This is a genomic window from Nocardioides terrigena (genome assembly GCF_003047265.1).
Lineage (GTDB): Bacteria > Actinomycetota > Actinomycetes > Propionibacteriales > Nocardioidaceae > Nocardioides > Nocardioides terrigena.
Window position 1 is genome coordinate 24158 of record NZ_PZYY01000015.1, and the last position, 18242, is coordinate 42399.

General features: G+C 71.9%; 16 protein-coding genes and 1 tRNA gene. 13 read left to right on the forward strand and 4 right to left on the reverse strand.

Annotated features, from left to right (window positions below; all coding sequences use genetic code 11):
• Positions 1-68 precede the first annotated feature (68 nt).
• The 10 genes from kdpA (at position 69) to DAE25_RS21920 (ending at position 13554) form a co-directional block, all read left to right on the forward strand.
• Positions 69-1733 (forward strand): potassium-transporting ATPase subunit KdpA, encoded by a 1665-nt coding sequence (kdpA, locus tag DAE25_RS23645; RefSeq protein ID WP_199907726.1) that lies wholly within the window; start codon positions 69-71, stop codon positions 1731-1733.
• On the forward strand, positions 1730-3754 hold the full coding sequence (kdpB, locus tag DAE25_RS21880) for a potassium-transporting ATPase subunit KdpB (protein WP_234411202.1): 2025 nt from the start codon (positions 1730-1732) through the stop codon (positions 3752-3754). The genes kdpA and kdpB overlap by 4 nt, the downstream gene beginning before the upstream one ends.
• A gap of 7 nt (positions 3755-3761) precedes the next feature.
• A complete protein-coding gene (gene kdpC, locus DAE25_RS21885; protein WP_107768349.1) occupies positions 3762-4373 on the forward strand; it encodes a potassium-transporting ATPase subunit KdpC in 612 nt (203 codons plus the stop codon).
• Between the two features lie 4 nt (positions 4374-4377).
• Positions 4378-6891 (forward strand): sensor histidine kinase, encoded by a 2514-nt coding sequence (locus DAE25_RS21890; RefSeq protein WP_107768350.1) that lies wholly within the window; start codon positions 4378-4380, stop codon positions 6889-6891.
• Between the two features lies 1 nt (position 6892).
• On the forward strand, positions 6893-7573 hold the full coding sequence (locus DAE25_RS21895; RefSeq protein ID WP_107768353.1) for a response regulator: 681 nt from the start codon (positions 6893-6895) through the stop codon (positions 7571-7573).
• Positions 7574-7663: 90 nt separating this feature from the next.
• Positions 7664-9064 carry a glycine--tRNA ligase gene (locus DAE25_RS21900; RefSeq protein WP_107768355.1) on the forward strand — a complete coding sequence of 467 codons (1401 nt, stop codon included), beginning with the start codon at positions 7664-7666 and terminating at the stop codon, positions 9062-9064.
• A gap of 52 nt (positions 9065-9116) precedes the next feature.
• Positions 9117-9758, forward strand: a complete 642-nt coding sequence (locus DAE25_RS21905; protein ID WP_107768357.1) for a hypothetical protein — start codon at positions 9117-9119, stop codon at positions 9756-9758.
• A gap of 22 nt (positions 9759-9780) precedes the next feature.
• On the forward strand, positions 9781-10932 hold the full coding sequence (gene dusB / locus DAE25_RS21910) for a tRNA dihydrouridine synthase DusB (protein WP_107768396.1): 1152 nt from the start codon (positions 9781-9783) through the stop codon (positions 10930-10932).
• Between the two features lie 207 nt (positions 10933-11139).
• Complete coding sequence (locus tag DAE25_RS21915) at positions 11140-12060, forward strand: hypothetical protein (protein ID WP_107768359.1); 921 nt, start codon at positions 11140-11142, stop codon at positions 12058-12060.
• A 225-nt stretch (positions 12061-12285) separates the two neighbouring features.
• Positions 12286-13554 (forward strand): deoxyguanosinetriphosphate triphosphohydrolase, encoded by a 1269-nt coding sequence (locus DAE25_RS21920; RefSeq protein ID WP_107768361.1) that lies wholly within the window; start codon positions 12286-12288, stop codon positions 13552-13554.
• Positions 13555-13557: 3 nt separating this feature from the next.
• Here DAE25_RS21920 and DAE25_RS21925 read toward each other — a convergent pair whose 3' ends face one another.
• Genes DAE25_RS21925 through DAE25_RS21940 form a run of 4 tightly spaced genes read right to left on the reverse strand, consistent with a single transcriptional unit; the run spans position 13558 to position 15602 of the window.
• Positions 13558-13878, reverse strand: a complete 321-nt coding sequence (locus DAE25_RS21925) for a hypothetical protein (RefSeq protein ID WP_199907727.1) — start codon at positions 13876-13878, stop codon at positions 13558-13560.
• The gene (locus DAE25_RS21930; protein ID WP_107768363.1) at positions 13875-14963 is read right to left on the reverse strand and encodes a YihY/virulence factor BrkB family protein; all 1089 of its coding nucleotides are present in this window, start codon (positions 14961-14963) and stop codon (positions 13875-13877) included. Before DAE25_RS21930 ends, DAE25_RS21925 begins: the two co-directional genes overlap by 4 nt.
• Entirely contained in the window at positions 14960-15205 is a 246-nt protein-coding gene (locus tag DAE25_RS21935; RefSeq protein ID WP_159083890.1) for a DUF3618 domain-containing protein, read from the reverse strand. Before DAE25_RS21935 ends, DAE25_RS21930 begins: the two co-directional genes overlap by 4 nt.
• Complete coding sequence (locus tag DAE25_RS21940) at positions 15198-15602, reverse strand: phage holin family protein (RefSeq protein ID WP_107768367.1); 405 nt, start codon at positions 15600-15602, stop codon at positions 15198-15200. The genes DAE25_RS21935 and DAE25_RS21940 overlap by 8 nt, the downstream gene beginning before the upstream one ends.
• An 86-nt stretch (positions 15603-15688) precedes the next feature.
• Here DAE25_RS21940 and dnaG point away from each other — a divergent pair, with 86 nt between their 5' ends.
• The 3 genes from dnaG (at position 15689) to DAE25_RS21955 (ending at position 18218) form a co-directional block, all read left to right on the forward strand.
• Positions 15689-17593, forward strand: a complete 1905-nt coding sequence (gene dnaG, locus DAE25_RS21945) for a DNA primase (protein WP_107768369.1) — start codon at positions 15689-15691, stop codon at positions 17591-17593.
• A complete protein-coding gene (locus DAE25_RS21950) occupies positions 17590-18093 on the forward strand; it encodes a hypothetical protein (RefSeq protein WP_199907728.1) in 504 nt (167 codons plus the stop codon). The genes dnaG and DAE25_RS21950 overlap by 4 nt, the downstream gene beginning before the upstream one ends.
• 49 nt (positions 18094-18142) lie before the next feature.
• Positions 18143-18218: transfer RNA gene (locus DAE25_RS21955), tRNA-Asn, on the forward strand.
• The last annotated feature ends 24 nt before the right edge of the window (positions 18219-18242 follow it).

The window sequence follows — 18242 nt, forward strand, 5'->3', positions numbered from 1 at the left end:
CTCCTCTTCTCCCTGCTCGTGGTCGCGTTCTTCGTCGGCCTCGCCCTCCTCGCCAGGAGGCTCGACCGGTGAGCTCCCTCGTCCCTGCGCTGCTGCAGGTCGCTGCCCTGGTCGCCCTGCTGGCGCTCACCGTGCCGCCGCTCGCGCGCTACCTCGCCCACGTGTACAGCGCCCCACGCCACCTGGCCCCGGAGCGCGTGGTCTACCGAGCGGTCGGTGTCGATCCCGACGCCGACCAGCACTGGCGCAGCTACCTGACCTCCGTGCTCGGGTTCTCGCTGGTGGGGGTCCTCGCGCTGTACGCGTTCGGCCGCCTCCAGCAGCACCTCCCGCTGTCGCTCGCCATGGAGGCGCTTCCCGCCGACGGCGCCTTCAACACGGCCGTCTCCTTCGTCACCAACACCAACTGGCAGTGGTACTCCGGCGAGGCCGCCCTCGGGCACCTCATGCAGATGACCGGCCTGACGGTGCAGAACTTCGTGTCCGCCGCCGTCGGCATGGCCGTCGCGGTCGCCCTCGCACGCGGTCTCGCCCGGTCGGGCGCCCAGGGCCGCGTCGGCAACTTCTGGGTGGACCTGGTCCGTGGGGTCCTGCGCGTGCTGCTGCCGATCAGCGTCCTGGGTGCCCTGGTGCTCGTGGTCCTCGGCGTCGTCCAGAACTTCGACGCGCCCCAGGTGGTCGGCACGCTCGCCGACGGCAGCCAGACCCTCACCGGCGGACCGGTCGCCAGCCAGGAGGTCATCAAGGAGCTCGGCACGAACGGTGGCGGGTTCTACAACGCCAACTCGTCCCACCCCTTCGAGAACCCGAGCCCGTTGAGCAACCTCGTCGAGGTCTACCTCATCCTGCTCATCCCGCTCGCGATGGCGCTCGCCTTCGGTCGGCTCGTCGGCGACCGTCGCCAGGGCCGCGCGGTCCTGGCGGTCATGTCGATCCTGCTCGCGACCTCGATCGGCCTCCTCACCTGGGCCGAGATGGCCGCACCGGGGGCGGCGCCCGCCGCGGCCGGCGGCGCGATGGAAGGCAAGGAGGTCCGCTTCGGCGAGGCCGGGTCCGCACTCTTCGCCGCTACCACGACCGGGACGTCCACGGGTGCCGTGAACTCCATGCACGACTCGCTGACCGCTCCCGGAGGCCTGGTGACGCTCTTCAACATGCAGCTGGGCGAGATCGCGCCGGGCGGGGTCGGGTCCGGGCTGTACGGGATGCTGATGCTCGCCGCCGTGACCGTCTTCCTGTCCGGCCTGATGGTCGGGCGCACGCCCGAGTGGCTCGGCAAGAAGATCGGACAGCGCGAGATGGTCCTCGTCGCGCTCTACGTCCTCGCCACCCCCGCGGTCGTCCTCGTCGGCACCGCCCTCGCGATCAGCACCGACGCCGGGCTCGCCGGTCAGCAGGAGAGCGGCGCGCACGGCCTCTCGGAGGTGCTGTACGCCGTGACGTCCGCCGGCAACAACAACGGCTCGGCGTTCGCCGGGCTCACGACCGGCACGCCGTTCTACAACACCCTCCTCGGGGTCTGCATGCTCGCCGGCCTGTTCCTGCCGATCGTCTTCGTGCTCGCCCTCGCCGGGCGCTTCGCCGCCCAGCACCGGGTCCCGGCAGGTGCCGGCACCCTGCCCACGCACAAGCCCCTCTTCGTCATTCTCCTCACCGGCGTCGCCCTGGTGGTGGTCGGACTCACGTTCGTCCCCGTCCTGGCGCTCGCCCCGATCGCGGAGGCACTCCAGTGACCGTCCCCTTCCGTCTCGCGCTCGCCAAGATGAGCCCCCGCGAGCTGATCGACAACCCGGTGCTCCTGGTCGTGGAGGTCGGCGCGGTGGTCACCACCGTGGCGACCGTGCTCGACCCGTCGCTGTTCTCCGTCTCCATCACGCTGTGGCTGTGGCTCACCGTGCTCTTCGGCACCCTCGCCGAAGCGGTCGCCGAGGGTCGGGGCAAGGCGCAGGCGGCCAGCCTGCGCACCCTCCAGCAGACCACCACGGCGCGACGCATCGCAGGCGCGGCCGACCGGGTCGCGACGGGCGGGCTGATGACCCTCCCCGTGGAGGAGGTCCCCAGCGGCAGCCTGCGGGCCGGCGACGTGGTCGTCGTGGAGGCCGGGGAGCGCATCCCGGGCGACGGCGACGTCATCGAGGGCGTCGCCACCGTCGACGAGTCGGCGGTGACCGGCGAGTCGGCTCCCGTGATCCGCGAGTCCGGCGGTGACCGGTGCGCCGTCACGGGCGGCACGGTGGTCCTCTCCGACCGCATCGTCGTGAGGATCACCTCCGACCCGGGTCACTCGTTCGTGGACCGGATGATCGCGCTGGTCGAGGGTTCGGAGCGCCAGAAGACCCCCAACGAGGTGGCCCTCAACATCCTGCTGCTCTCGCTGACCGCTGTCTTCGTGCTGGTCGTGGCGACCCTGTGGCCCTTCATGGACTACTCCGGCATCCAGCCGTCGGTCCTGGTGCTCGCGGCCCTGCTCGTGTGCCTGATCCCCACCACGATCGGAGCCCTGCTGAGCGCGATCGGCATCGCGGGCATGGACCGGCTGGTACGCCGCAACGTGCTGGCCATGTCCGGCCGCGCGGTCGAGGCGGCCGGCGACGTCGACGTGCTGCTCCTCGACAAGACCGGCACGATCACCTACGGCAACCGGCAGGCGGCCGAGCTGCTCCCGGTGGACGGGGTGGCGCTCGTCCGGCTGGCCGGGGCCGCCCAGCTGTCCTCCCTTGCCGACGAGACGCCCGAGGGCCGCAGCATCGTGGACCTGGTCCACGCCCGTGGGCTGGCCGCGGATGCGACCGTGCCCGAGGGTGCCGTCCTGGTGGAGTTCACCGCCACGACCCGGATGAGCGGCATCGACCTGCCCGGCCGGAGCATCCGCAAGGGGGCGGGCAGCGCCGTGGCGACGTGGATCCACGGCACCGGCGGGCAGCCTGCCGGCGAGCTGGACGAGATCGTCGAGCGGATCGCCTCGTCGGGAGGCACGCCCCTGGTCGTGGCCGAGCAGGTCGGCGACGAGCCGGCCCGCGTCCTCGGGGTCGTCCACCTCAAGGACGTCGTCAAGGAGGGGATGCGCGAGCGCTTCGACGAGATGCGCGCCATGGGCATCCGCACCGTGATGATCACAGGCGACAACGCCCTCACGGCCCGGGCGATCGCCGAGGAGGCCGGCGTCGACGACTACCTCGCCGAGGCCACCCCCGAGGACAAGATGGCCCTGATCCTCAAGGAGCAGGAGGGCGGACGACTCGTCGCCATGTGCGGGGACGGCACCAACGACGCCCCCGCACTGGCGCAGGCCGACGTCGGGGTCGCGATGAACACCGGCACGTCGGCGGCCAAGGAGGCCGGCAACATGGTCGACCTCGACTCCGACCCGACGAAGCTCATCGACGTCGTGGAGATCGGCAAGCAGCTGCTCATCACCCGCGGCGCGCTCACGACCTTCTCGGTGGCCAACGACATCGCGAAGTACTTCGCGATCCTGCCGGCGATGTTCGTCGTCGCCTTCCCCCAGCTCGACGTGCTCAACGTGATGGCCCTCTCCAGCCCGGAGTCGGCGATCCTGTCGGCGGTGGTCTTCAACGCGCTGGTCATCGTCGCGCTCATCCCGCTGGCCCTGCGAGGCGTGGCCTACAAGCCGGCCGCGGCGGAGGTGCTGCTGCGCCACAACATCCTGGTCTACGGGGTGGGTGGGCTCATCGCGCCGTTCGTCGGCATCAAGGTCCTGGACCTGGTCATCTCCCTCCTCCCCGGAATCTGAGGCAGTCATGGAATCCCTGTTCACCCTCGGCCGGCACACCCTCGCCGGCGTTCGCGCCCTGCTCGTGCTCACCCTCCTGCTCGGCGTCGCCTACCCGCTGGCCGTCACGGGCGTCGCCCGGGCCGCCTTCGACTGGCGGGCGTCGGGCTCGCTGGTCACCGCCGACGGCGGCCGCACGACGTCGTACGACGACGCCGTCGGCTCCGCCCTCATCGGCCAGGCGTCCTCCGGTCCGGAGTGGTTCCACCCACGCCCGTCCGCCGCAGGGGAGGGCTGGGACCCGCTCGCCACGGGCGGCTCCAACCTCGGCCCCCAGAGCGCCGAGCTGGTCGCGACGATCGAGGAGCGGCGCGCGGCCGTCGCCGCGGAGGAGGGCGTCGACCCCGCCGACGTCCCTGCGGACGCGCTCACCGCATCGGCGTCCGGCCTGGACCCGCACGTCTCGCCCGCCTACGCGGCGCTCCAGGTGCCGCGTGTGGCACGGGAGAACGGCCTGTCGGAGGCGCAGGTGGCCGGGCTGGTCGAGGAGCACACCGACGGCCGGACGCTCGGCTTCCTCGGCGAGCCCCGGGTGGACGTGCTGGCGCTCAACTCCGCCGTCGCCGCCCTGCGAGACTGAGACCATGACCGGTCCCGAGGACGTGCAGCGGCGCGGAAGGCTCCTCGTCTACCTCGGTGCCGCGCCCGGCGTCGGCAAGACCTTCGCCATGCTCGACGAGGCGCACCGGCGCCGGGCGCGGGGGACCGACGTGGTCGTGGGCCTGGTCGAGACCCACGGTCGACCGAACACGCTGGCCAAGCTCGAGGGCCTCGAGGTCGTGCCGCGGCGCGAGGTCGCCTACCGCGGCTCGACGTTCACCGAGATGGACACCGACGCGATCATCGCCCGGGCGCCCGCGGTGGTGCTGGTCGACGAGCTCGCCCACACCAACGTGCCGGGCAGCCGCCACCCCAAGCGCTGCCAGGACGTCGAGGAGATCCGCCGCGCGGGCATCGACGTCATCACCACGGTCAACATCCAGCACCTCGCCTCCCTCAACGACGAGGTCGAGCGGATCACCGGAGTGCGGCAGCGCGAGACGGTCCCCGACGACGTGGTGCGCGCGGCCGACCAGATCCAGCTGGTCGACATGAGCCCGCAGGCGCTGCGTCGGCGGATGGCCCACGGCAACGTCTACCAGGCCGAGCAGATCGACGCCTCGCTCACGTCGTACTTCCGCGTGGGCAACCTGACCGCCCTGCGTGAGCTCGCCCTGCTCTGGGTGGCCGACCGGGTGGACGACGCCCTGGACGACTACCGACGCGAGCATCGCATCGACCAGCCCTGGCCAGCACGTGAACGGGTCGTCGTGGCCATCACCGGTGGCGCCGAGAGCGAGGCGGTGATCCGGCGCGCAGCCCGCATCGCCTCCCGCTCGGCGGGCAGCGAGCTCGTCGCGGTCCACGTGGTGCGCTCCGACGGCCTGACCGGCGCCGACGCGAGCCAGCTGCACGCCTCGCGCGAGCTGGTCGAGGAGCTGACCGGGTCCTTCCACACCGTGGTGGGCGACGACGTGCCCGAGGCGGTCATCGAGTTCGCCCGCGGCGTCAACGCGTCGATGGTCGTCGTCGGGGTCTCCAGCCACACCAGCCTCCGGCAGCTCTTCACCGGCTCGACCGCCACCGAGATCGCCCGGTTGTCCGGTCCGATCGACGTCCACCTCGTCACCCACGACGGCGCCGGTGCCCCGCGCCGGTGGCGTCGTTCGGTCTCGCCCCTGAGCCGTGGACGACAGCTCGCCGGCTGGGGCGCAGCGCTCGTCCTGCCCGCGCTCCTGACCCTGGTCCTGCAGGCGACCCACACCGAGCAGAGCCTCTCGATGGAGGTGATGTTCTACCTCGCGACGACCGTCCTCGTCGCGATGATCGGTGGCCTGCTCCCCGCCCTGGTGACCGCACTGGCCGGGTTCCTCCTCCTCAACTGGTTCTTCACACCACCCGTCGGACGGTGGACGATCGCGGAGCCGCAGAACGTCGCCACCCTCGTGGTCTTCGTCGCCACCGCCGCGGCGGTGGCGTCGGTGGTGGACCGGGCCTCCCGCCTCGCCGCGGACGCCGCGCGGGCCCGTGCCGAGGCGACCGCCATGTCCGGGCTGTCGCAGTCGGTGCTCACCGGGGACGACACCGCCCAGGCGGTGGTGTCCCGGCTGCGTGCCACCTTCGGGTTGGAGTCGGTGTCGCTGCTGGCCCGGCGCGACGACGCCACCGGCTGGGACCTGGTGGCCGGCGACGGCCCCGACGCCCCCGCGGACCCCGAGTCCGGGGACACCCGGGTGCGGGTCGACGACCGGCGCGTCCTCGCCCTGCGCGGGCGGCCGTTGCGGGCCTCGGAGGTCCGCGTCCTCGACGGCTTCGCCGTGCAGGCCGGGCTCGTCCTGGAGTACCGCCGCCTGCGTGAGCGCGACGCCCGCGCCGCCGCGCTCGAGCACGCCGAGGCGACCAGCACCGCGCTGCTGCGTGCGGTCTCGCACGACCTGCGTACGCCGCTCTCGACGATCCGCGCCTCCGTCGACGGCCTGGTCGGCGACGCCCGCCTCGGGGAGGCCGACCGCGCCGAGCTGCTGGCCAGCCTCGACGGGTCCACCGACCAGCTCGAGCGACTGATCGACAACCTGCTCGACCTCTCCCGGATCTCCTCGGGCCTGCTCACGCCCACGGTGCGCGACGTGAGCCTCGACGAGGTGCTGCCCCTCGCGGTCGCCGGCCACTCCGCGGGTGCCGTGGAGCTCGATCTCGACGAGGGGGCGCCGTTCGTGCGCACCGACCCCGGGCTGCTCGAGCGGGTGGTCGCCAACGTCGTCGCCAACGCCGTGCGCCACTCCGCGGGCACCCCGGTCCGGGTGGACGCGCACGTGCGGGCCGACGAGGTGGTGGTCCGCATCGCCGACCGCGGGCCGGGGGTCAGCGAGGCGGCCCGCGAGCGGATGTTCGAGCCCTTCCAGCGGCTGGGGGACGCCACGACGGGGGGACTGGGGCTCGGCCTGGCGGTCGCGCGTGGCCTCGCCGACGCGGTGGGGGCCACGCTCGTCGCCGACGACACCCCCGGCGGCGGGCTCACGATGCTCCTCACCGTCCCCCGCGCGGTGGCAGGATCCTGACGTGCCCACCCACGTGCTGGTCGTCGACGACGAGCCCGCGCTCGCCCGGGCGCTGCAGATCAACCTCCAGGCCCACGGCTGGACGGTGACCACCGTGCCCGACGGGCGGTCCGCCCTCGACGCCGTGGCGACCGTCCACCCCGACGTCGTGCTGCTCGACCTCGGCCTGCCCGACATGGACGGCATGGAGGTCATCGAGGGCATCCGCGGCTGGACCTCGGTCCCGATCGTGGTGCTGTCCGCCCGCCAGCACGGCGAGGACAAGGTGGACGCCCTCGACACGGGGGCCGACGACTACGTCACCAAGCCCTTCGCGATGCAGGAGCTGATGGCCCGGCTGCGCGCCGCCGTACGCCGCTCCCACGAGCCGGCGCGCGACGTCGAGCCCGCCGTCGTCGGCGACCTGGTCATCGACTTCGGCCGCAAGACCGTCAGCCGCGGGGGAGCGGAGGTGCGGCTCACACCCACGGAGTGGTCCTTCCTCGAGCTGCTGGCCCGCAACCCGGGCAAGCTGGTGTCGCGGGAGCAGATCCTGCGCGAGGTGTGGGGGCCGGCCTACCTCCACGAGAGCCACTACCTGCGGGTGTACGCTGCGCAGCTGCGGCGCAAGCTCGAGGCCGATCCAGCGCACCCGCGACACCTCATCACCAGTCCCGGACTGGGCTACCTGCTCGAGCCCTGACGCCCCGCGAAATCCCGTGGCCGGCCGTCGATAGGGTGGTGACACCGACCGGCAGCCAGCCGGCCTGTCCTCTCTCCCAAGGAATTCATCGTGGCCAAGCCCGCCCCCACCGCCCTGGACAACGTCGTCTCCCTCGCGAAGCGTCGCGGTTTCGTCTACCCCTGCGGTGAGATCTACGGCGGCACCCGGTCCGCCTGGGACTACGGCCCGCTGGGCGTGGAGCTCAAGGAGAACATCAAGCGGCAGTGGTGGAAGTTCATGGTCACCCGGCGCGAGGACGTGGTCGGCCTCGACTCGAGCGTCATCCTGCCGACGCGCACGTGGGAGGCCTCGGGCCACCTGAGCACGTTCAGCGACCCGCTGACCGAGTGCCAGTCGTGCCACAAGCGCTTCCGCGAGGACCACCTGCAGGAGGACCACGCCGCCAAGAAGGGCATCGACGACCCCGACACGGTCGACATCAACGAGTCGGTCGCCTGTCCCAACTGCGGCACCCGTGGGGCGTGGACCGAGCCGCGCAACTTCAACATGATGCTCAAGACCTACCTCGGCGTCATCGAGGACGAGTCGGGCCTGCACTACCTGCGCCCCGAGACCGCGCAGGGCATCTTCCTCAACTTCGCCAACGTGGTCACCAGCAGCCGCCAGAAGCCGCCGTTCGGCATCGCCCAGATGGGCAAGAGCTTCCGCAACGAGATCACGCCCGGCAACTTCATCTTCCGCACCCGCGAGTTCGAGCAGATGGAGATGGAGTTCTTCGTCAAGCCCGGCGAGGACGAGGAGTGGCACCAGCACTGGATCGACCAGCGCACGCAGTGGTACGTCGACCTGGGGATCAACCCCGACAACCTGCGCCACTACGAGCACCCGGCGGAGAAGCTCTCGCACTACTCCAAGCGCACCGTCGACATCGAGTACCGCTTCGGCTTCTCCGGCCGCGACTTCGAGGAGCTCGAGGGCGTCGCCAACCGCACCGACTTCGACCTCAAGCAGCACAGCGAGTTCTCCGGCAAGGACCTGTCCTACTTCGACCAGGCCAGCAACGAGCGCTACATGCCCTACGTCATCGAGCCGGCGGCCGGCCTCACCCGCAGCCTGATGGCGTTCCTCATCGACGCCTACACCGAGGACGAGGCCCCCAACACCAAGGGCGGCGTCGACAAGCGCGTCGTGCTCAAGCTCGACCCGCGCCTGGCCCCGGTCAAGGTCGCGGTGCTGCCGCTGAGCCGCAACGCCGACCTCTCGCCCAAGGCCAAGGCCCTCGCCGCCGAGCTGCGCCAGAACTGGAACGTCGACTTCGACGACTCCGGCGCGATCGGCCGTCGCTACCGCCGCCAGGACGAGATCGGTACGCCGTTCTGCGTCACCGTCGACTTCGAGACCCTCGACGACAACGCGGTCACCGTCCGCGAGCGGGACACGATGACCCAGGAGCGGGTCAGCCTCGACGGCATCACGCGCTGGTTCGCCGAGCGGCTCATCGGCTGCTGACCCCCGCGGCGGTCCGGGACCGCCGCCCAGCACGCGGGTGCACAATGCCCGCATGAGGCGTCTCGGTCCGGTCGCGGTGGTGTGCACCGGTGTGCTCGTCGCGCTCGGGGCGTGCTCGACCGACGACGCGACGTCGGGTGCCGGTACGCCGGACGCAGGGGCCTCGACCCCGGCCGGCGAGCCGACCGCCGCGGACGTCGCCACCACCGAGCCCGGTGCGGCGCTCGACCTCGGGGACGACGCGACGGTCGTGTGGAGGCCGTCGGCGGACCTCGAGGGTGTGCTCGACCTGCGGGTGGACGCCGTCCGCGAGGCCGCGACCGCGGACTTCGACGGACTGGTCGCGTCCGGCACCGTCGCGGGGGCGCAGCCCTACTACGTCGACGTGACGATCGCCAACGTCGGCGACACCGACCTCGGCGGGCTGGACGTGCCGCTCTACCTGCTCGACTCCTCCGGCACCCTGGGGCCGTCGTGGGGCTTCGAGGAGCCCTTCGCCCCGTGCCGGTCCCGACCCCTGCCCACGGCCTTCGCGCCGGGGGACAGCCGCAGCAAGTGCCTCGTCTTCTTTGCGCGCGCCGGGTCGACGTACGACGCGATGGCCTTCCAGCCGGTCCCCGACGTGGAGGCGATCACCTGGACCGGTGAGCCGGAGCGCGCCGACCGCGAGCGCCCCTCCCGTCGGGGCCGCTGACCCCACCGGCGACAATGGGGCCATGTCCCTGCCGTCGTCCCTGACCCTGCGCTCCCCGGGCGGCGGGGCGGTCACCGTCGACACCCCCGTCGTGCTCGCGCCGATGGCCGGCATCACGAACGCCGCCTACCGGCGGCTCTGCGCGGAGCAGGGGGCCGGGCTCTACGTCTGCGAGATGATCACCTCGCGCGGCCTCGTCGAGGGCGACGAGACGACGCGCAAGATGCTGGTCTTCGACGAGCTCGAGACGATCCGCTCCGTCCAGCTCTACGGCACCGACCCGCACTACGTCGGACGGGCCGTGCAGGTCCTGTGCGAGGAGTACGGCGTCGCGCACGTCGACCTCAACTTCGGCTGCCCGGTCCCCAAGGTGACCCGCAAGGGCGGCGGGGGTGCGCTGCCGTGGAAGCGTGGCCTCCTCGCCGACATCCTCGAGGCGGCGGTGGCGGCTGCGACGCCGTACGACGTGCCGGTCACGATGAAGACCCGCAAGGGCCTCGACGACGACCACCTCACCTACCTCGACGCCGGCCGCATCGCGCAGGAGTCCGGTGTCGCGGCGATCGCCCTGCACGGTCGCACCGTCGAGCAGGCCTACTCCGGCCAGGCCGACTGGGACGCCATTGCCGAGCTCGCGGCCAGCGTCGACATCCCGGTCCTCGGCAACGGCGACATCTGGGAGGCCGCCGACGCGGTGCGCATGGTCGAGGAGACCGGCGCCGCCGGCGTGGTGGTCGGTCGCGGCTGCCTCGGCCGGCCGTGGCTCTTCCGCGACCTCGCCGCCGCCTTCACCGGGCAGCAGGTGGCGACCCTGCCCACGCTCGGCGAGGTGTCGGCCATGATGCGCCGCCATGCCGAGCTGCTGAGCGAGCACATGGGGGAGGAGCGCGGTTGCAAGGAGTTCCGCAAGCACGTCACGTGGTACCTCAAGGGCTTCCGTGCCGGTGGCGACCTCCGGCACCGGCTGGCGCTGGTCGAGTCGCTCGACACCCTCGACGACCTGCTCGCCGACCTCGATCCCGACGAGGGGTTCCCGGTCGGAGAGCTGGGCACGCCGCGGGGACGGCAGGGGGCGCCGCGCAAGCGGGTCGTGCTGCCGGAGGGGTGGCTGGACGACGCCGACGGACGCGACCTGCACGTCCGCGAGGACGCCCTCGAGGTCACGGGGGGATAACGCTCCGGTGTCGGAGTGGTGTCGGCGGGAAAGCGGTGCGGTGTCGGCCCGGTGACCGGGGACACGGTAGAAATCTCAACCGAGAATTGGGACAGGCCAGAAATCCTGTGCTTCACTCGTCGTTCTGCCCGCCTCTCCCCCCGAGGCCCTCACAGGCTCGAGAGTCGGTCAGCATCCCCCTGCACGCAACAGCAAAGGATCAGCGCTGTGGCTCAGCATCGCCACAAGCGGGACGCCAATGCCCGCCGCACCATGCCCTCTGCCATCCAGGTGGCCGGACCCGTCGCAGTTCTCGCGACCCTGTCCGCCGTCGCCGTGGGTGTCATGACCTCCAACCCCTCCATCCCCGGCACGGACGACCTGCTCGCCTCGTCGAGCAGTGCTGCTGCCGGCATCTCCGCCTCCAGCGTCGCCCCGCGCGGTGACGTCGTGTCGCGTTCCGAGCGTCGTCAGGACGCTCGCGCCGAGGCCGCCGAGGCCCGCCAGAAAGCCCGGCAAGAGGCCCGGCAACGGGCCGAGCGAGAGGCCCGCCAGGAGCAGCAGGCCACGCTCAGGGCCGTCCGGAGCGCCGACACCCGGCTCTGGACGACGACCGAGCTCAACCTGTGGACGAGTGCCGACGGCGACGCCCGCAACGTCGGCCTCGTCGAGGGCCTCGAGAAGGTCCTCGTGACCGGCCGCAAGGACGGCGACCGCGTCGAGGTCGTCGTCGGTGGGAAGTCCCGGTGGGTGACCGCCGGCTACCTCGCCGACGAGAAGCCCGAGACCGGCCCGGCCCTCGGTGGCCAGTGCACCAACGGCTCGGCCATCGACGCCGGCAGCCCCTCGCTCTACGAGATCCACGACGTCGTCTGTGCCAACTGGCCCGAGATCACGTCGTACGGCACATGGCGCAGCGACGGCGAGCACGGCGAGGGCCGCGCCATCGACATCATGGTCAGCGGCGAGACCGGCTGGGCCATCGCCGAGTTCCTCCGTGCCAACTATTCTTCGCTCGGCATCGAGTACATCATCTACTCCCAGAAGATGTGGTCGGTCGAGCGGAGCGGCGAGGGCTGGCGCTACATGTCCGACCGTGGTTCCACGACCGCCAACCACTACGACCACGTCCACGTCACCGTGTACTGATCGGTTTGGTGCGAGCGTGTCGGCTTCGCCGCCACGCTGCCGCACGCTGGTTCGTGTGACCGTGTCGCCTTCGGCGCACGAGTTGAACGGTGCGAGCGTGTCGCCTTCGGCGCCACGCTGCCGCACGAGTTGCACGTGACGCACGCAGACTCTGACGACGGGGCCTGACACCGCTGGTGGAGCGGGGTCGGGCCCCGTCGGTCGTTGTCACTAGGCTCGCGGGCGATGACACCCGACGAGCTGTACGACGAGCACGACCGCGCGCGCGTGGTGGACGAGCCGCCCAAGCGGGTCGACGCCCCCGTGCGCACCGCCTTCGAGCGCGACCGCGCCCGGGTGGTGCACGCCGCTGCGTCGCGCCGGCTCGCGGCCAAGACCCAGGTGGTCGGGCCGCAGACGGACGACTTCGTGCGCAACCGGCTCACCCACAGCCTCGAGGTGGCGCAGGTCGCCCGCGACCTGGCCCGCGCGCTGGGCTGCCACCCCGACATCACCGAGACGGCTGCGCTGGCCCACGACCTGGGCCACCCGCCGTTCGGCCACAACGGCGAGCGGGTCCTCGCCGAGCTGAGCCAGGACTGCGGCGGCTTCGAGGGCAACGCCCAGACGCTGCGGCTGCTGTCGCGCCTCGAGGCCAAGACCTTCGACGCTACGGGTGCGTCGGTGGGGCTCAACCTCACCCGGGCCACCCTCGACGCCTGCACCAAGTACCCGTGGTCACGCGACGGGGCACCCGGTCCGGGCGGGGTGCACGCCGACGGCACGCCGCGGTTCGTCGTGAAGTTCGGTGTGTACGACGACGACGCCCCGGTCTTCGACTGGCTGCGCGAGGGCGTGGCCGGTCGCCGCCAGTGCGTCGAGGCGCAGGTCATGGACCTCGCCGACGACGTGGCCTACTCCGTGCACGACGTGGAGGACGGCATCGTGGCCGGGCGCCTCGACCTGACCCGGCTCGACCTCGACGCGCTCTGGGAGACCGTCCGCGCGTGGTACCTCCCCGACTCGTCCGACGACGAGCTCTCCGAGGCGCTCGCGTCGATGCGACGCCAGGAGAGCTGGCCGACGGCGGCCTACGCCGGGACCCGGCGCGACCTCGCGGCCATCAAGAACCTCACCAGCGACCTGATCGGGCGGTTCTGCGGCAGCGTCCAGGCCGCCACCTTCGCGGCGGCCGATGGACCTCTGGTCCGCCACCGGGCCGAGCTCGTGGTTCCGCACGCGACGCTGGTGGAGATCGGCATCCTCAAGGGGATCGCGGCCCACTACGTCATGCAGGCCACCGACCGGTTGTCGCTGATGGAGCGACAGCGGTTGCTGCTGGCCGAGCTGTTCGCGGCGCTGTGGGAGCGGGGCGCTGACGCGCTCGACCGCCCGTTCTCGGACGACTGGGCGGCGGCGGACGACGATGCCGCCCGCCGCCGCGTGGTCGTCGACCAGGTCGCGTCGCTCACCGACGCGAGCGCGGTGTCGCGTCACGCCACCCTGGTCGGCTGACCGTCAGGGCAGGTTGCCCTGGGGGTACGGGTTGTCCTGCAGGGCCACGTTGTCGGGGTTGAGCTGCGCCTCCAGGTCGGAGTCGTTGCTGCCCGAGGGCTTGACCTTGTCTGCGGCGGCGCTGGCCGCGGCGGTCACCTTGTCCTTGACGACCGGTGCCTGGGCCTTGGCGGTGTCGGCCGCCTGGTGGGCGGCGTCCTGGACGCGCGGGTCCTCCTTGACCTTCACGGCCATGCCCTTGATCTGCTCGTAGCGCTCACGGCCTGCTCGCGTGCCGAGCACGTAGCCGATCCCGCCTGCGACGAGTACCAACAGCTTCTTCATCGTGATTCCTCTCTGTGGGGGTCATGCTGGGGAGTGTCATCGTGCTGTTCGCGGATCCGGCGGCCGCGGGCGATGTCCTCGGCCTCCTTCTTCTCCGCCTTGCGGATGGTGCGGGTGTCGCGCGCGGGGAGCTGGAGCTCCTCCTCGGCGGCGATGCCGGCCTGGAGCTGGCGGCCGCGCTCGAGCTCGGAGTCGACCTCGGCGCCGAGGAGCAGCGCGAGGTTGGTCAACCACAGGTAGAGCAGGGCCACGATGACGCCGGCCAGGGAGCCGTAGGTCTTGTTGTACGACGCGAAGTTGGCGACGTAGAACCCGAACGCGACCGACGCGAGCACCCACACGACGATCGCGACCAGGGCGCCGACGGAGATCCACCGGAACTTGGGCTGCTTCACGTTGGGGGTGGCGTAGTAGAGGAGGGCGACGACCAGCACGACCGTGACCGCCAGGATCGGCCACTTCGCGATGCCCCACGCCGTCAGGGCCACGTCGCCGAGCCCGATCACGTCGCCGATGGACTGGGCCACGGGTCCGGAGACGACGAGCATCAGCAGCACGGCGGCCATCAGGGCCAGGGCGACGACGGTGATGAGGAGCATCACCGGGCGCAGCTTCCAGAACGGCCGCCCCTCGGGGATCTCGTAGATCCGGTTCATCGCCCGGCCGAAGGCGCCGACGTAGCCCGAGGCCGTCCAGAGCGCTCCGGCGAGACCGAGGAGCAGGGCGAGCCCGGCGCTCTGCGACTCCGAGATCTGGCGCAGCGCGGGCTCGATGGTGCCGAGCATCTCGGGGGAGACCAGCGGGTCCAGGACCTCCAGGACCGTGTCCACCGACTCCTCGGCCCGGCCCACCAGCCCGAGCAGGGAAGTGAGAGCGATGGCGGCCGGGAAGATCGACAGCACCGCGTAGTAGGTGAGGGCGGCGGCCAGGTCCGTGCACTGGTCGTCGCTGAACTCACGCCACGTCTTGCGGGCGACGTACATCCAGGACCGCTTCTCGAGGTCCGCCGGGCTGTCGGGCTTGCGGCCGTCCTCGGGGTCCGGGGTGGTCGCCTCGTGGCGCGACGTGCGCGTGTCGCCGCTCATGAGCGGTGGCGCCACCACACCAGGACGAGGGCCATGGCCACCAGCGAGCCGGCGGCGGCGAGCACCTCGGGGCGCGGGGCCCCGTCGTCGTTGGTGGCACGGTGCTTGACGTCCGCGACGCGGGCCCGGGCCTGCGACTTCACGTCGAGCTTGGCGGTGAGCTGGTCGACGGTGTCGGCGAGCTGCGCCCGCTGGGCCGCGATCTCGGCCTCGATCTGCTCGGGGGTCCTGTTCTCAGGCACGGTGTGCACCCTTCACGGTCGCGATGTCCTCCTTGACGCCCTCCATGGCTCGCTCCGGCTTGGGAGGGCCTGCGGAGGCGACCTTGTTCTTGCCGATCAGCCCGGCGACGGCGGCCGCGGCGAGGAGCACGAGCGCCACGAGGAGAGCGGCCAGCCAGGCGTCGACGACGAGCGCGAGCGCCAGCACAGCGGTGGTGATCAGGGTGCCGACCGCGAAGAACGCGAGCAGCCCGGCGACGCTGAACATGCCGATCCCGACGCCGGCGCGCTTGCCCTTCTCGGCCACCTCGGCCTGGGCCAGTCGCATCTCCGAACGGATGAGGTCGGGGACCTGCTGGGTGAGCTGGTGGACCAGCGCCCCCAGGGTCGGGTCGGCGTTCGTACGTTGATCCGTCATGCCTCCAACGTGCCCCAGGACGGGCCGGATGGGAACTGGGCCGCACCCGTGGGGGTGGCGCGCGGCGCGGACGTAGACTCCGCCACGTGGCAGGCCGGATCCGCGACGACGACATCGCCGAAGTACGCGAGAAGGCGCGCATCGACGACGTCGTGTCGTCGTACGTCACGCTCAAGCGCGCCGGCGGCGGGTCGCTCAAGGGCCTGTGTCCGTTCCACGACGAGAAGTCCCCGTCGTTCAACGTCAACGCCTCGCGCGGATTCTTTCATTGCTTTGGCTGCCAAGAGGGCGGCGACGTCATCTCCTTCCTGATGAAGATCGACGGCCTCTCCTTCGCCGAGGCCCTCGAGCGGCTCGCCGACAAGTACGGCGTGGTCCTCCGGCGCGAGGACGGCGACGAGGCCGAGCGCCCGCGCGGCCCGGCCCGCGGCCGGTTGATCGAGGCGCACAAGATCGCCCAGGAGTACTACGCCGAGCAGCTGGCCACCCCCGACGCCCTGGTCGCGAGGCAGTTCCTCGGCCAGCGGGGCTTCGACCAGGCCAGCGCCGAGACCTTCGGCGTCGGCTTCGCTCCGCGCGACGGCGAGGCGCTGCTGCGCCACCTGCGCGGCCGGCGCTTCACCAACGAGGAGCTCGTCACCGCCGGGCTCGTCAAGCAGGGCCGCTCCCACTACGACGCGTTCCGCGGCCGGCTGCTCTGGCCGATCCGCGAGGGGAGCGGCGAGACGATCGGCTTCGGCGCGCGACGGATCTTCGACGACGACCGCATCGACGCCAAGTACCTCAACACCGGCGACTCGCCGATCTACAAGAAGAACACCGTCCTCTACGGCCTCGACCTGGCGCGCCGCGAGATCGCCCGGTCCTCCCAGGCCGTCGTGGTGGAGGGCTACACCGACGTGATGGCCTGCCACCTCGCCGGCGTCCAGACCGCCGTCGCCACCTGCGGCACCGCCTTCGGCGATGACCACGCCCGGGTGCTGCGGCGCTTCCTGCACGACCACGAGGAGTTCCGGGGCGAGGTGATCTTCACCTTCGACGGCGACGCCGCCGGGCAGAAGGCCGCGTTGCGCGCCTTCGGCGGCGACCAGAACTTCGTCTCCCAGACCTACGTCGCCGTCGAGCCCAACGGTCTCGACCCCTGCGACCTGCGCCTGCAGAAGGGCGACGCCGCCGTGCGCGAGCTCATCGCCACGCGCAAGCCCCTCTACCGCTTCGTGATGGGCAACGTGCTGACCAAGTACGACCTCGACCGGGCCGATGGTCGGGTCGACGCCCTGCGGGAGGCGGCCGCCCTGGTCTCGAGCATCCGCGACAAGTCCAAGGTCGACGCCTTCGCCCGCGAGATCGCCGGGATGATCGGCGTCGACGTCGACGACGCCCGAGCGGAGGTACGCCGCGCCGCCAACCGGCCCGCGCCCGCCGCCGCCCGCAGCGACTCGCGCCAGGACTCCCGCCGCACGACGCCCGAGCCGGAGGCAGCCCCGGCCCCGCAGCGACCGCAGCTGCCGAGCCTGCGCGACCCGCGCTTCTCCATCGAGCGCGAGACGCTCAAGATCGTCATCCAGCACCCGGGCTCCACGGGACGGGTGATCAACGGGCTGGGGCCCGACGACTTCACCCACCCCGTCTACCGGGCTGTCTGGGAGGCGGTCGCGGCGGCCGGCGGGCCGGCGGCGGCCGCCGGCGACGAGGGCTGGAGCACCCGGCTGCGGTCGGGGGTGGCCGATCCCCACGTCTCGTCCGCGATCTCCGAGCTCGGGGTCGAGCCGGTCCTGACGCCGGCCGCGCCCGAGGCGGCCTACGTCGCCAAGCATGTCTACCGACTCCAGGAGCTCACCACGATGCGGCGCATCGCCGACCTCAAGTCGCGCCTCCAGCGCACCAACCCGGTCGAGCACCAGGCCGACTACAACAAGATGTTCGGCGAGCTGGTCGCCCTCGAGCAGCACCGCCGCACCCTGCGTGACCAGCAGGTGACGGCCCAGTGAGGCCGCTGCGGCGGACGTCGGCCCCGGACCTGGTGGTCGGCCCGGGGGAGCGCGTGCTGGCCTGGTGCAGGACCGTCGACGACGGGGTCCTCGCGGGTACCCGTGACGCGTTGTACCTCGACATGGCCGGGGACGTCACCCGGATCCCCTGGGAGCAGGTCGAGGCCGCCGACTGGGATGCCGACACCGACATGCTGCGCGTCTCGCTCGTCGGCACGTGGGGCGAGCAGCGCATCGAGCACGACCTCGAGCTCACCGAGCCCGGCCGGCTGCTCGAGCTCGTGCGCGAGCGCGTCACGGCGAGTGTCGTGCTGCAGCGCCACGTCCCGCTCGCCGGGCGCCGCGGCGTACGCGTGATCGGTCGTCGCGCCCCGCGGGGCAACGCGCCGATCGAGTGGTTCTACGAGTACGACGAGGGCGTCGACCCCGCCGATCCGGCGGTGCGCTCGGCCGCGGCGGAGGCGCTCGTCGCGGCCCGTGGCGACGTCGGGCTGGCCTGATTTCTCAACGCCGCGGGGGGCTTGCTAGGGTTCTCACGCCGCTCAGCGGTCCCCTGTAGCTCAACTGGCAGAGCATTCGGCTGTTAACCGGAGGGTTGTTGGTTCGAGTCCAACCGGGGGAGCCAGCGAAGGGCCCCCGATCCGTCACC

Coding starts and splice junctions, on each gene's coding strand:
- kdpC (WP_107768349.1), top strand. CDS start 3,762: ATGGAATCCCTGTTCACCCTCGGCCGGCACACCCTCGCCGGCGTTCGC.
- DAE25_RS21890 (WP_107768350.1), top strand. CDS start 4,378: ATGACCGGTCCCGAGGACGTGCAGCGGCGCGGAAGGCTCCTCGTCTAC.
- DAE25_RS21905 (WP_107768357.1), top strand. CDS start 9,117: ATGAGGCGTCTCGGTCCGGTCGCGGTGGTGTGCACCGGTGTGCTCGTC.
- dusB (WP_107768396.1), top strand. CDS start 9,781: ATGTCCCTGCCGTCGTCCCTGACCCTGCGCTCCCCGGGCGGCGGGGCG.
- DAE25_RS21920 (WP_107768361.1), top strand. CDS start 12,286: ATGACACCCGACGAGCTGTACGACGAGCACGACCGCGCGCGCGTGGTG.
- DAE25_RS21925 (WP_199907727.1), bottom strand. CDS start 13,878: ATGAAGAAGCTGTTGGTACTCGTCGCAGGCGGGATCGGCTACGTGCTC.
- DAE25_RS21930 (WP_107768363.1), bottom strand. CDS start 14,963: ATGAGCGGCGACACGCGCACGTCGCGCCACGAGGCGACCACCCCGGAC.
- DAE25_RS21940 (WP_107768367.1), bottom strand. CDS start 15,602: ATGACGGATCAACGTACGAACGCCGACCCGACCCTGGGGGCGCTGGTC.